11 protein-coding genes are annotated in these 12,453 nt (G+C 73.5%); 8 read left to right on the plus strand and 3 right to left on the minus strand.

What is annotated here, in order from left to right; translation table 11 throughout:
* Positions 1-189 precede the first annotated feature (189 nt).
* Entirely contained in the window at positions 190-696 is a 507-nt protein-coding gene (locus QSK15_RS31040) for a PaaI family thioesterase (RefSeq protein ID WP_279518525.1), read from the minus strand.
* 55 nt (positions 697-751) lie between these two features.
* Here QSK15_RS31040 and QSK15_RS31045 point away from each other — a divergent pair, with 55 nt between their 5' ends.
* Positions 752-1,228: a winged helix-turn-helix transcriptional regulator gene (locus QSK15_RS31045; RefSeq protein ID WP_285797612.1), complete on the plus strand. Its 477-nt coding sequence runs from the start codon at positions 752-754 to the stop codon at positions 1,226-1,228.
* A 377-nt stretch (positions 1,229-1,605) separates the two neighbouring features.
* The gene (locus tag QSK15_RS31050; RefSeq protein ID WP_285797613.1) at positions 1,606-2,652 is read left to right on the plus strand and encodes a S1 family peptidase; all 1,047 of its coding nucleotides are present in this window, start codon (positions 1,606-1,608) and stop codon (positions 2,650-2,652) included.
* An 85-nt stretch (positions 2,653-2,737) separates the two neighbouring features.
* Here QSK15_RS31050 and QSK15_RS31055 read toward each other — a convergent pair whose 3' ends face one another.
* A complete protein-coding gene (locus QSK15_RS31055) occupies positions 2,738-3,472 on the minus strand; it encodes a DUF998 domain-containing protein (protein ID WP_285797614.1) in 735 nt (244 codons plus the stop codon).
* Positions 3,473-3,626: 154 nt separating this feature from the next.
* Between QSK15_RS31055 and aspS the strand changes: the two genes are divergently transcribed.
* The 4 genes from aspS to QSK15_RS31075 all read left to right on the plus strand — a co-directional run bounded on the left by aspS (position 3,627) and on the right by QSK15_RS31075 (position 8,348).
* Positions 3,627-5,450 (plus strand): aspartate--tRNA ligase, encoded by a 1,824-nt coding sequence (aspS, locus tag QSK15_RS31060; protein ID WP_285797615.1) that lies wholly within the window; start codon positions 3,627-3,629, stop codon positions 5,448-5,450.
* Between the two features lie 104 nt (positions 5,451-5,554).
* The gene (locus tag QSK15_RS31065) at positions 5,555-6,367 is read left to right on the plus strand and encodes an SDR family oxidoreductase (RefSeq protein WP_285797616.1); all 813 of its coding nucleotides are present in this window, start codon (positions 5,555-5,557) and stop codon (positions 6,365-6,367) included.
* A 62-nt stretch (positions 6,368-6,429) separates the two neighbouring features.
* Positions 6,430-7,035 carry an ArsR/SmtB family transcription factor gene (locus QSK15_RS31070; RefSeq protein WP_285797617.1) on the plus strand — a complete coding sequence of 202 codons (606 nt, stop codon included), beginning with the start codon at positions 6,430-6,432 and terminating at the stop codon, positions 7,033-7,035.
* A 26-nt stretch (positions 7,036-7,061) separates the two neighbouring features.
* Positions 7,062-8,348 carry an MFS transporter gene (locus tag QSK15_RS31075; protein ID WP_285797618.1) on the plus strand — a complete coding sequence of 429 codons (1,287 nt, stop codon included), beginning with the start codon at positions 7,062-7,064 and terminating at the stop codon, positions 8,346-8,348.
* A 34-nt stretch (positions 8,349-8,382) separates the two neighbouring features.
* Here the strand turns inward: QSK15_RS31075 and QSK15_RS31080 are convergent, their stop codons facing one another.
* Positions 8,383-9,123, minus strand: a complete 741-nt coding sequence (locus tag QSK15_RS31080) for a GNAT family N-acetyltransferase (RefSeq protein WP_285797619.1) — start codon at positions 9,121-9,123, stop codon at positions 8,383-8,385.
* A 140-nt stretch (positions 9,124-9,263) separates the two neighbouring features.
* Between QSK15_RS31080 and QSK15_RS31085 the strand changes: the two genes are divergently transcribed.
* Together QSK15_RS31085 and QSK15_RS31090 are read left to right on the plus strand one after the other, a co-directional pair.
* Complete coding sequence (locus tag QSK15_RS31085) at positions 9,264-9,476, plus strand: hypothetical protein (RefSeq protein ID WP_124855015.1); 213 nt, start codon at positions 9,264-9,266, stop codon at positions 9,474-9,476.
* 74 nt (positions 9,477-9,550) lie between these two features.
* The gene (locus QSK15_RS31090; RefSeq protein WP_285797620.1) at positions 9,551-11,086 is read left to right on the plus strand and encodes a replication-associated recombination protein A; all 1,536 of its coding nucleotides are present in this window, start codon (positions 9,551-9,553) and stop codon (positions 11,084-11,086) included.
* The last annotated feature ends 1,367 nt before the right edge of the window (positions 11,087-12,453 follow it).

Consider the following 12,453-nt stretch of genomic DNA (forward strand, 5'->3'; position numbering starts at 1 on the left):
GGCGATCGTCGGCGTGCAGAGCGCCGCCGGCTTCACCGAAGGAATGCCCCTCCCCACCAGCTGGTAACCCCCTCTGGTTGATCATGAAGTTGTTGCCACCCGCGTCGGCGTGTCGGGGCAACAACTTCATGATCAACTCGGCGGGGATGGGTGGGAGTGGGTGGGGATGGGGGGTAGGAGGTTCAGGGGTTAGGGGAGGGGGAGGAGGAGGCAGGTGCTGGTGGCGTGGGCTGTCAGGCGGCCGGCGGCGTCGGTGACGCGGGCCTCGGCCAGGGCCGTGCGGCGACCGCGTTGCAGCACCGTGCCCTCGCAGCGCAGGGTGCCGCTGTCGACGGTGACGGGGCGGAGGAACTTCACGTTGAGGTCCAGCGACGTGTAGCCGACGCCGGCCGGCAGGGTGGTGTGCACGGCACACCCCGCGGCGGTGTCCAGCAGGGTGGAGAGCACGCCACCGTGGACGCTGCCGAGCGGGTTGTAGTGGAACTCCTGCGGGGTCAGTTCGACCACGACCCGGCCCTCGTCGGCTTCCATCCGGCTCATGTCGAGAAGGTGCATCACCGGCGGCGCGGCCAGTTCGCCGGCGATCATCGCCCGGAGCATGTCCAGGCCGCTGCGTCGACCGACCTGGGCGGCGTTGACCGACGGGTCCGCCCAGGTGAAGGTACGACTTCGCGCTGGTTCCTGCGTCTGCGTCATGGACGCAGCCTGGCAGCCGGTTGCTGAGTCTGTCAACGAGACTTAGCCTGGTCGGATGCGACCCACGGCTCTGGACTGGTCAGTGGAGAACTGCACCATCGCCCGCGCGATGGAGATCCTCGGTGAGCGGTGGACGCTGGTGGTCCTGCGCGAGGTGTTCACCGGCGTGCGCCGCTTCGACGACATGCGGGTGCGTACCGGCATTCCGCGCCAGGTGCTGACCAACCGGCTCGCCAGCCTGGTGGAGCAGGGCGTGCTCAGTCGCGAGCCGTACCGGGAGCCCGGCAGTCGCCTGCGCCACGAGTACCGGCTGACGGAGAAGGGTCTGGATCTGTGGCCGGTGTTGGTCGCCGTCCTCGGCTGGGGTGACCGGTACCTCGCCGACGCGGACGGCCCACCGCTGAGCGTCTCCCACCGCGACTGCGGCGCCGAGGTGCGCGCCGAGTTGCGCTGCGCCGACGGGCACGACGTCGGTCGGCCACGCGACGTGGTGCCCAGCCCGGGTCCCGGCGCCCGTCGCCGTACCCCCTGACCGACGGCGCTCGTCGCGCCGCGCCGATCACGCGGCGCGCTCACCGGGTCGCGCCCACCACCCGGCGCTCGCCGTCGTGCCCGTCCCGGAGGGCGGTGCACGCCATGCCCGGCGCGCGGCAACGCATCGATGGTTGTTCACTCCTCGATGGACCGGATGCCGGACGGGTGTGACGGTACCTGTTCACCAGCGTGTCGAGGGTGTTGCGGCCGTGTGGCCGATCAAGGACGGTGAATTCGGGCGAATTCAAGCCTTGTTAATGATCTTAAGTATGTGAATACTTCAGTCTCAGTCGGCCGGTTTCCCCAGATCGGCCGGGTTGCCCTCGGGTCAGCCGCCCCCGGTGAGACCCGCTCCCCCGCCCTGGAGGTTGTTACATGCGACCCACGAGGTCCTCATTCCGTGTTGCGGCTACCGTCGCCGTTTCCGGAAGCCTGGTCGTCGGCTCGCTGATCGGCGCGCCGGCTCAGGCCGCTCCCGCCGCGTCGCCCGATGCCGCCGCCGCGATCGCCGCGGAACTCGGCGACCGCTCCGCCGGCTCGTACATCGACGCCAGCGGAAAATCCGTCGTCACGGTGACCGACGCGGCCGCCGCCAGCAAGGCCAGCAAGGCCGGCGCCGTCGTCCGCTACGTCAGCCGCGGCGCGGCCGAGCTCAACCGGGCCACCGCCGAGCTGGAGCGCTCCGCGAAGATCCCGGGCACCGCCTGGTGGAGCGACCCGGTCACCAACCAGGTCGTCGTCTCCGTCGACAGCACCGTCACCGGGGCCAAGCTGGAGCAGGTCAAGGCCGCCGCCGCGCGGGCCAACGGCGCGGTCCGGATCGAGGCCGAGGCGGGCGTGCTGAGCACCCGCATCTCCGGTGGCCAGGCCATCTACGCCGGTGGCGGCGGGCGTTGCTCGCTCGGCTTCAACGTGCGCAGCGGCAGCACCTACTCGTTCCTGACGGCCGGGCACTGCACCAACATCTCGTCGAGCTGGTACTCGAACTCCGCCCAGACCGCGCTGCTGGGCACCCGGACCGGCACCAGCTTCCCGGGCAACGACTACGGCATCGTGCGGCACAACAACTCGGCCAACGCCGCCGGTAACGTCTCCCTCTACAACGGCAGCTTCCGGGACATCACCGGCGCCGGCAACGCGTCGGTCGGCCAGGCGGTGCAGCGCTCCGGCAGCACCACCGGCCTGCGCAGCGGCTCGGTGACCGCGACCAACGCCACGGTGAACTACGCCGAGGGCTCGGTCTCCGGCCTGATCCGCACCAACGTCTGCGCCGAGCCGGGCGACAGCGGCGGCTCGCTGTTCGCCAACACCACCGCGCTGGGCCTGACCTCCGGTGGCAGCGGCAACTGCCGCACCGGCGGCACGACCTTCTTCCAGCCGGTCACCGAGGCGCTCAGCCGCTACGGCGTCAGCGTCTTCTGATCCACGCACCGATCGCGGGCCGCCGGAACACTCCGGCGGCCCGCGTCGCGTTCGCGGCCACCGAACCCGCCGGCGCGGCGGCGACTCACGGCAGCCGGTCGGGTCGCCCGGGAGCCGGCCCGCTCGGCGGTCCGAGCGGGTCCGGGGGTACGACGCCGATGGTCGGCAGGTCCGGGCCCACCCGCACGGTGCCGCCGGCAGACCAGGCGAGGTGCGCCCGCCGGGCGGAGAGAACCGCCAGCAGCGGCCAGAGGGAGACCGCCACCGCCGTCACCCGCTCGGCCAACCCGGTGCGGGACCCACTGGTCACCTCGAACGCGCACCAGCCGAAGAGCGCGAGCAGCACGAGCGTGGCGCTCAACCCCACCGACCGGCGGAACGCCCAGGGTGGCTCCGGCCGGGCGGGGTGTTCGGTGTCGTGGCCGCGCGGAAGCCGCAGTGCCGAACCGGCCGGCCAGAGCACCAGGGCGAGGACGGCGACCGTCGCCGTGACGCCGTGACTGACCGAGCCGCCGACCGGCGGCCGGGGGAAGGCGACGAGCGCGATGGTGGCCACGCCGCCGATCGCGAGCAGGAAGCGGCTGGGCAGCCCGGCCGCGTGCAGGACGGCGGCGACGGACAGGTAGCAGCAACCGAGCAGCACGAGGGCCACCACCATGATCCAGGCGTCGGTGGCGTCCTGCCCCGCCAGCTCGCTGATGGTGTCCCGGACCGGGTCGTACCCGACGGGCTGTCGGGACTCCGCCACCGTCCAACCGGCCACCAGCAACACGGGCGCCGCCGCCGCCGTGGCGACGGCCCAGTTCGGTACGGGCCGCATTTCGCCACGTTAACCGGCGCGGCTGCCGGGGGAGTCGGGTTCGCCGGTCCACCCCACCAGCGAATCGTGCCGGCCTGCCGGGTGCTCGGAGGCGAAGCGGCCACCCCTGACAGAATGCGGGTGAGGACTGTTCCACGATGAGGAGTTGCCAGCCGTGATCCGTACCCACAATGCCGGAAGCCTGCGCGCCGCGGACGCCGGCTCGACGGTGACGCTCGCCGGCTGGGTGGCCCGCCGCCGCGACCACGGCGGGGTCATCTTCGTCGACCTGCGCGACGGTTCCGGTGTTGTCCAGGTGGTGTTCCGCGAGGAGGACGCGCACGCGCTGCGCAACGAGTTCTGCGTGAAGGTCGTCGGCGAGGTGACCCGCCGTCCGGCCGGCAACGAGAACCCGGAGCTGCCCACCGGCGAGGTCGAGGTGACCGCCGCCGAGCTGGAGGTGCTTTCCGAGGCGGCGCCGCTGCCGCTGCCGGTGGACGACCAGATCGAGGCCGGCGACGACATCCGACTGCGGTACCGCTACCTGGACCTGCGGCGCAGCGGCCCGGCGAACGCGCTGCGGCTGCGCTCGCGCGCCAGCCAGCTCGCCAGGGGTGTGCTGCACGAGCGGGACTTCTTGGAGATCGAGACCCCGACGCTGACCCGTTCGACGCCGGAGGGCGCCCGCGACTTCCTGGTGCCGGTGCGCCTGCAGCCCGGCAGCTGGTACGCGCTGCCGCAGTCGCCGCAGCTGTTCAAGCAGCTGCTGATGGTCGGCGGCATGGAGCGGTACTACCAGATCGCCCGCTGCTACCGCGACGAGGACTTCCGCGCCGACCGACAGCCGGAGTTCACCCAGCTCGACATCGAGATGTCGTTCGTCACCGAGGACGACGTGATCGACCTCGGCGAGGCGATCGTCTCGGCGCTGTGGAAGGACCTGGCCGGGCACGAGATCAGCCGGCCGATCCCGCGTATCACCTGGCACGACGCGATGGCCCGGTACGGCTCGGACAAGCCGGACCTGCGCTACGGCGTGGAGCTGACCGAGTTGACCGAGTACCTGCGCGGCACCGAGTTCCGGGTGTTCGCCGGGGCGATCGACGCGGGCGGCTACGTCGGCGCGGTGGTCATGCCGGGCGGCGCGGCGCAGAGCCGCAAGGAGTTGGACGGCTGGCAGGACTGGGCGAAGGCGCGTGGCGCCCGGGGCCTGGCGTACGTGGTGCTGGACGCCGAGACCGGCGAGGCGCGCGGCCCGGTGGCGAAGAACCTGTCCGCCGAGCACCTGGGCGGGCTCGCCGACGCGGTCGGCGCCAAGCCGGGCGACGCGGTCTTCTTCGCGGCGAGCACGAACACCCGCGACGCGCAGGAGCTGCTCGGGGCGGCCCGGGTCGAGATCGCCAAGCGGTCCGGCCTGATCGATGAGAGCGCCTGGGCGTTCTGCTGGGTGGTCGACGCGCCGATGTTCGAGCCGGCCTCCGACCAGGAGAACGGCCGGGCGGGTGGCTGGACGGCCGTGCACCACCCGTTCACCTCGCCGAACGCGGAGTGGGTCGACCGGTTCGAGGAGGCTCCGGACCGGGCCCTGGCGTACGCGTACGACATCGTCTGCAACGGCAACGAGATCGGCGGCGGGTCGATCCGTATCCACCGGGGTGACGTGCAGAAGCGGGTCTTCGACCTGCTCGGCATCACCGCCGAGGAGGCGCAGGACAAGTTCGGCTTCCTGCTGGAGGCGTTCAAGTACGGCGCCCCGCCGCACGGCGGTATCGCCTTCGGCTGGGACCGGGTCTGCATGCTGCTCGCCGGCGCGGACTCGATCCGGGAGGTCATCGCGTTCCCGAAGACCCGGGGTGGCTTCGACCCGCTGACCAGTGCTCCCACCCCGATCACCGCCCAGCAGCGCGCCGAGGCCGGCATCGACGCCAAGCCCAAGCCGGCCGCGGCGGCCCACACCGGCACCGCGGGCCCGGCAGCCCCGGTAGCCGACCCGGTCTGAGCCATCTCCGTCCGCCCTTCGCTTGGTTGATCAAGAGGTTTGCGTCATCATCGCCCCGCGAGATGACGCAAACCTCTTGATCGTCTGTGGGGAAGTGGGACTGGATGCGGGTGCTTGTCGTCGGGGGTAGCGGGTTACTGGGTCGAGAGGTTTGTCGGCGGGGGGTCGACGCCGGGTTCTCGGTGGTCGGGACGTTTCACTCCGGTGAGATCACGGTGCCGGGTGTCGCGGCGCGTCGACTGGACGTGACCGACCGGGCCGCCGTGCGTGCGCTGGTCGCCCAGGTGCGGCCGGACGCCGTGGTCGCGACCCCCTACCGGTACGAGGACTGGGCGGTGACCGCCGACGGGGCCGCGCACGTGGCGCTCGCCGCCGCCGAGGTGGGTGCCCGGCTGGTGCACCTGTCCAGTGATGCGCTGCACGCCGGACGACCCGTGCCGTACCTCGACGACGAACCACCCACGCCGGTGCACGCCTACGGGGCCGCGAAGGCCGCCGCCGAGACCGCCGTGCGGGCGATCGACCCCGGCGCGGCAGTGGTGCGGACCTCGCTGATCCTGGGCGAGGGCAGCAAGCAGATCCAGCTCTGCCGGGACGCGCTCGCCGGCCGGGCCACCCTGTTCAGCGACGAGCTGCGCTGCCCGATCGACGTCACCGACCTGGCCGACGCCGTGCTGGAGCTGGTCGTCTCGTCGTACGCCGGTCTGCTCAACGTGGCCGGCGCGGACGCGGTCAGCCGAGTCGAGCTGGGTCTGCTGGTCGCCGAGCGGTACGGCCTGGATCCGGCCGGGTTGAAGACCACCACCAGCGCGGCCACCGGTGTGGTCCGTCCCCTGGACGTACGCCTCGACTCCACCCGTGCCGCCGGCCTGCTGCGCACCCGACTGCGGGGAGTACGCGAAGTTCTCGCCCGCTGATCGTGCACACTTTCTATGCACAACACTTGTGCATAGAAAGTGTGCAGAGATAGTGTGCAGATATGGCGAACGACGAGGACGTGCCGCGGGCGGCACTACGTGAGGTCCGCATCGACAAGCGGCAGGTCCGGGTCCTGGCGCACCCGCTGCGAATGCGGCTGGTTGGCGCCCTGCGTGTGAAGGGGCCCGCCACCGCCACCGCCCTCGCCGAACTACTCGGCACCAACACCGGCGCGACCAGCTACCACCTGCGCCAACTCGCCGAGGTCGGGCTCGTCGTCGAGGACCACGACCGGGGCAGCGGGCGGCAACGGTGGTGGCGGGCGGCGCACGACGTCACCAACTGGGAGCCGAGCGACTTCGACGACGATCCCGACGCACGTGCCGCGATCGAGTGGATCCAGGGCGACCAGGTGCGTCTCCTCGTCGAGACCGCCGAGCGCTGGTTCGCCACCCAGCACGAGTGGTCACCCGCCTGGCGGGACGGCTTCGGCATGGGCGACATCTTCATGACCATCCCGCCCGACCGACTGGAGGAACTCAAGGCGGAGGTGTGGCAGGTGCTGGAGCGCTACCACCGCGAGGCCGAGCCCGTCGCCACCGACCCGGAGGCCCGCCCGGTGCAGGTCTTCCTGGCCGCCTATCCGCTGCGCGAGGGCCTCCAGTGAGCGCGAGGAGTGACAGAGGTGGTGTCATGAGCGCGCTGACCGTACGCCAGGTGCGGCGTCGCTACCTCACCCTCTACGGCCTGCGCTGGCTGCCCACCGGCCTGATGATCCCGGTCATGATCCTGCTGATGCAGGAACGCGGCCTGTCGCTGCCGCAGATCGGCCTGGTCTACACAGCGCAGGGCCTGCTGGTCCTGGCGCTGGAACTGCCCACCGGCGGCTTCGCGGACGCCCTCGGTCGCCGTCCGGTGCTGATCGTCGCCGGGGTGCTCAGCCTGGTCTCGTTGTCGTTGTTCGCGGTGGCCGAGTCGTTCTGGATGTTCTTCCTGGTCTACGCGGTTCAGGGGATCTACCGGGCGCTGGACAGCGGCCCGCTGGAGTCCTGGTACGTCGACGCCACACTGGCCGCCGACCCGACCGCCGAGTACGAGCGGGGCCTCGGGCACGCCGGCGCTGTCTCCGGTGCGGCGATCGGTGGCGGCGCACTGATCGGCGGTGGCCTCGTCGCGCTGGGCCCGATGGGTCCGATCAGCGCGCTCACCGTGCCCGTGCTGGCCGCGATCGTCGCGCAGGCGCTCGCGCTGGTCGCGTTGCTCGCCCTGCTGGTCGAGCGGCGGCCGGCGACCGGATTCGTCGCCGTGCGGGCGTCGGTGGCCCAGGCGCCCCGGATGATCGGCGAGGCGATCGGGCTGCTGCGCCGGTCCCGCGTGCTGCTGGCGCTGGTGTCCGTCGAGCTGTTCTGGGGCTTCGGCATGATCACCTTCGAGTCGCTGCTGCCGGTGCGACTCGCCGAGGTGATCGGTGACCCGGAACGCGCCGCCGCGGTGCTCGGGCCGGCCAACTCGGCCGCCTGGCTCGCCTCGGCCGCCGGAGCGGCGCTCACCCCGCTGCTGCTGCGCTGGTTCGGCGCGGCACCCAGTGCCGCCCTGCTGCGCGTCCTGCAGGGCGTGACGGTGGTCGGGATGGGGCTGCTCGCCGGGCCGGTCGGGGTGCTCGTGGCCTACCTGGCCTGCTACGCCGTGCACGGCGCGTCCAACCCGTTGCACAGTGGGCTGCTGCACCGGCAGGTCGACGGCCCGTACCGGACCAGCGTGCTCTCGCTGAACTCGATGATGGCGCAGCCTGCCGCCGCGCTCGGCGGGGTGGTGCTCACCGCACTGGCCGCCGCCACCAGCGTCGGCACCGCGATGGTGGTCGGCGCTGTGGTGCTGGCCGTCGCCGCCCCGCTGTACCTGCCCGCCTGGCGGGCCGGGCGTCGGGCCGCGCCCGCGGTCGAGCCGACAGCGGTCCCGGTTCCCGCCGCCGACCGTTAGCGAAGACACCTCGCCTGACCGGCCGGATCGCCGGTCAGGCGAGGCGGATCGAGCTGAGCGGGAGGGTGTCGGTGAAGCCGAGCCGACGGTAGAGCCGGGCCGCGCCGACGTTGTGCGTGTAGACGCCGAGCCCCACGGTGTCGTGGCGCGCCAGCAGCGCCCGGGTCATCCCCGCGGTCAGGGACGCGCCCAGCCCTCGGCCCCGCTGGTCGGGGGCGACGGTCAGCCCGGCGAGGAAACCGATGTCGCCCTGGCTGCGGTCCGCGCCGCACGCGACCAGCCGGTCGCCGACCCGGATGCCGTACCAGTCCACCACCCGTGGGTCGCCGGGTCGGGAGGTGCTGCTGGGGAACGACTGATCGACCAGCGCCGCCAGTTCCGGCTGGTCGGCGTCGGTGAGGCGGACCACCAGCTGCTCGTCCGGCTGGGCCGGCGGTGGCGCGGTGGTCCAGTGGAAGTCCCAGTCGCTGTGCTCGGCGACCGCCAGCCGGTCGGCCAGCAGAGCGCGATCGTGGCGGGGCAGGTGCAGCCGGTGCCCCGAGCGCAGCGCCCCGTCGGCGGTGAGCGCGACGCAGATCTCCAGTGCCGGCTCGACCGGGCCGATCGCGCAGCCGGCCGGTCCCTGCTCGGGCGGGACCAGCCACAGCACGGCACCGTCGCGCCGATAGCCACGCACCGGCGGGCGTGCACCGAGCGCGTGCCGGGCGAACGGGTGGTGCGCGACGGCGGCCAGAATGGCGCTCCGGTCCTGGAGCACCTGGTCGTCGATGATCATGCTGCCCAGCCTAGAAGCCGGTCCCGGAGTGCCGGCGTCGGGCCGTCGTGGCGCGGGTGCATCCACGGTGGAGATTGGCGAGCCGACCGATTGGGTACATCACGCGCCGACCTACTGGGAACCCCCACCGGAGGACCGACATGCTCGCCATTCTCGCGGCCATCGTCTTTGGCTTCGCCCTGCTGCTCGACCTGCTCGGCACCGACTTCGGAGCGCCGGACCTGTTCAACTGGAACACCCTCGTCCTGATCGGGTTGCTGCTGCTCTCGCTCTACCTGGCCGGCGTGGGCAGCGGCCCGCGCGGTGGTGGCGGCGGCCGCTGGTACCGGGGCCGGCGTCCCGGGCGTGGCTGACCGGAACCGATCACTGGCAGCGGGCCCACGGCGCGATTCCGGCGTCGTGGGCCCGGCCCGGTACTGTCTTCGTGATGGAGTCCGACGCCCTCTTCTCCCTCGGTGAACCGACCGGGTCGCGCAGCGCGCCCGACGGTCCCGCCGGTGTCGACGGCTTCACCGCGGTGGCCGACGATTCGCCCCTGCCGGTCCGGATGCGCCCGGTCACCCTCGACGAGTTGGTCGGGCAGGAGCACCTGCTCGCTCCCGGTGCACCGCTGCGGCAACTGGTCTCCGGCGGGGCACCGATGTCGGTGATCCTCTGGGGCCCGCCGGGCAGCGGAAAGACCACCATCGCGCACCTGGTGGCCGGGGCCACCGACCGCCGCTTCGTGGCCATGTCGGCGCTCTCCGCCGGGGTGAAGGACGTCCGGGCGGTGATCGAGACGGCCCGCCGCCAGCGTCGTTCCGGCGGCCCGCAGACAGTGCTCTTCATCGACGAGGTGCACCGGTTCAGCAAGACCCAACAGGATTCGCTGCTCGCCGCCGTCGAGGACCGCACGGTCACCCTGCTGGCGGCGACCACGGAGAATCCGTACTTCTCGGTCATCTCACCGTTGCTGTCGCGGTGCGTGCTGCTCACCCTGCAACCCTTGGACGACGAGGCGGTGCGGGGCCTGTTGCGCCGCGCTGTCACCGACAAGCGTGGCCTGGACGGTGCGCTGGCCCTCACCGCCGAGGCCGAGGACCACCTGGTCCGGCTGGCCGCCGGTGACGTCCGCAAGGCCCTCACCGCCCTGGAGGCGGCGGCGGCCTCCGCCACGGCCCTCGGCGGCGGGCGGATCGACCTGGCCACCGCCGAGCAGGCGGTCGACGTGGCGGCGGTGCGCTACGACCGTGACGGCGACGCCCACTACGACGTGGTCAGCGCCTTCATCAAGAGCATGCGCGGCTCGGACGTGGACGCCGCGGTGCACTGGCTGGCCCGCATGCTGGTCGCCGGTGAGGACGCCCGGTTCATCGCCCGTCGCCTGGTCATCTTCGCCAGCGAGGACGTGGGCATGGCCGACCCGACCGCGTTGAGCGTCGCCACCGCCGCCGCGCACGCTGTCGAGTACGTGGGCCTGCCCGAGGCGCAGCTCAACCTGGCCCAAGCGGTGATCCACCTGGCCACCGCGCCGAAGTCGAACTCGGCCACCACCGCCATCGGCGCCGCGATCGCCGACGTCCGGGCCGGTCGCGGTGGCCCGGTGCCCCGGGGGCTGCGCGACGCGCACTACGCCGGTGCCCGTGGGTTGGGCCACGGGACCGGCTACCGCTACCCGCACGACGACCAGCGCGGCGTGGTCACCCAGCAGTATGTTCCGGACGACCTGGTGGGGACCGACTACTACCAGCCCAGCCCGCACGGCGCGGAGCGGTCGGTGGCCGGCCGGCTGCCGCTGCTGCGCCGGATCGTGCGTGGTCTGCCGGCCCCGGCCGCGCGGCCGACGCCGGCATCCGAGCCGTCCGTAACGGCGCAGAACGCGCCAGCGCTATCCCCGGGGGTCGCCCGTCCGACGACGGACACGGGCGCCCCCGGCATGATGCAGGACAGCGGCACCGAGGCCGCAGGAGAGGGTCAACAGTGAGATCGCGTGGTGGGGACCGCCCGGACGAGGGCCCGGACGAGCGGCGCGATCCGCGTGCCAAGACCCGCCGTTGGGGTCGTGGCCGGGCGGCCGAGCCGGAGCCGGAGGAGCCGGTCGCCGGCGAGGAGTTCGGCTGGATCGACGACCTGCGCTCCGCCAAGCAGCAACGCACCGAACTGGGCCCGGACGGCGCACCGGCGGAGCCGAACCGTCCCCGTGGCGGCATGCCGCCCGCAGACCCGGCCGGGCCGCCGGTCCAGGCCACCCCGCGTACGCCGGCAGAGCCGCCCGGAGCGCGTGGCGGTGGGCCGGAGGCCTCGGCGCCGCCGACCCCACGCCAGGGTGAGCCGGGCGTCGCCGCCCGTCGGCCGGTCGACGGCCCCTGGCCGGGGGAGACGCCACCAGCGGGCCGCCGCCCGGATGACCGGCCACCCGCCCCGGTACCCGGCGCACCCGGGCAGCCACCGCGCCGCGGCGTGCAGCCGGTGCCCGGCGCCCGCGCCGCCGTACCGCCGTCGCCACCCACCGCCCGCCCGGGCGGGGGTGACCCGCCCGGCCCGCAGGGGCCCCGCCCGGCACCCGACGCGCCCGGCGGCCCGGCTCGTTCTCGCGGTGCGGCAGCCCCTCCTGGCCCACCCGTGGGCCCACCGGTCTCCGGCGCGCCGGCCGGTCGTCGTCCGGACGCCGCTGTTGCGCCGGGGCGTCGTCCGGACACCACCGGGCCCGGCGGACATCCCGACGCGATGCCGCCGCTGCGCCGTCCGGACGCCGGCCCGCCGGTCCGCCGACCCGGCCCGGAGCAGCCGGTCGAGCCCGGCCGTGCCCGGCCGCCCGCCGACGGCATGCCCGCCGGTCGACGAGCCGCCGGCCCGACACCCGACCCGGCGCTGGCCGCCGGAGCACCCACCACCGGCGGGCCGACCCGCTTCGACGGCGCGCCGGCTGGCGTGGTGCCGCCGACCATGGACGGCCCGCGGCCCGACCCCGCCGTCGATCGTGGGCCGCGCGCCGCCCGGCGTCGTCCCGGCCCGGGCGACCCCGGTGCCGCCGAGCCCGTCGAACGGCCCGCCGCCGAGCGTCCCCGTCCGGCAGCCGGCGGCCGTCGCCGCGCCGCGGAACCCGACGAGCCACCGGTGCCCCGCTCGGGCAACGCGCCACCGGTGCCCCGCTCAGGAAACGCGCCGCCCGTGCCGCGTGCGGGCGAGGTGCCGCCCGGGCCCCGCTCGGGCAGCGCGTCGTCGATGCCCGAGGCGCCCGGCGCACACAGCGGCGCCCTGCCCACCGTCGGCCCCGCCGACGGCACCGGTCGGCGTCGGGTCGTCTCCGACGAACCGGAACGCCGAACGCCACCCCGTGGCGAACCCCGC

The organism is Micromonospora sp. NBRC 107095 (assembly GCF_030269705.1).
Taxonomy (GTDB): domain Bacteria; phylum Actinomycetota; class Actinomycetes; order Mycobacteriales; family Micromonosporaceae; genus Micromonospora; species Micromonospora parva.

Coding starts and splice junctions, on each gene's coding strand:
- QSK15_RS31040 (WP_279518525.1), bottom strand. CDS start 696: ATGACGCAGACGCAGGAACCAGCGCGAAGTCGTACCTTCACCTGGGCG.
- QSK15_RS31045 (WP_285797612.1), top strand. CDS start 752: ATGCGACCCACGGCTCTGGACTGGTCAGTGGAGAACTGCACCATCGCC.
- QSK15_RS31050 (WP_285797613.1), top strand. CDS start 1,606: ATGCGACCCACGAGGTCCTCATTCCGTGTTGCGGCTACCGTCGCCGTT.
- QSK15_RS31055 (WP_285797614.1), bottom strand. CDS start 3,472: ATGCGGCCCGTACCGAACTGGGCCGTCGCCACGGCGGCGGCGGCGCCC.
- QSK15_RS31065 (WP_285797616.1), top strand. CDS start 5,555: ATGCGGGTGCTTGTCGTCGGGGGTAGCGGGTTACTGGGTCGAGAGGTT.
- QSK15_RS31070 (WP_285797617.1), top strand. CDS start 6,430: ATGGCGAACGACGAGGACGTGCCGCGGGCGGCACTACGTGAGGTCCGC.
- QSK15_RS31075 (WP_285797618.1), top strand. CDS start 7,062: ATGAGCGCGCTGACCGTACGCCAGGTGCGGCGTCGCTACCTCACCCTC.
- QSK15_RS31080 (WP_285797619.1), bottom strand. CDS start 9,123: ATGATCATCGACGACCAGGTGCTCCAGGACCGGAGCGCCATTCTGGCC.
- QSK15_RS31085 (WP_124855015.1), top strand. CDS start 9,264: ATGCTCGCCATTCTCGCGGCCATCGTCTTTGGCTTCGCCCTGCTGCTC.
- QSK15_RS31090 (WP_285797620.1), top strand. CDS start 9,551: ATGGAGTCCGACGCCCTCTTCTCCCTCGGTGAACCGACCGGGTCGCGC.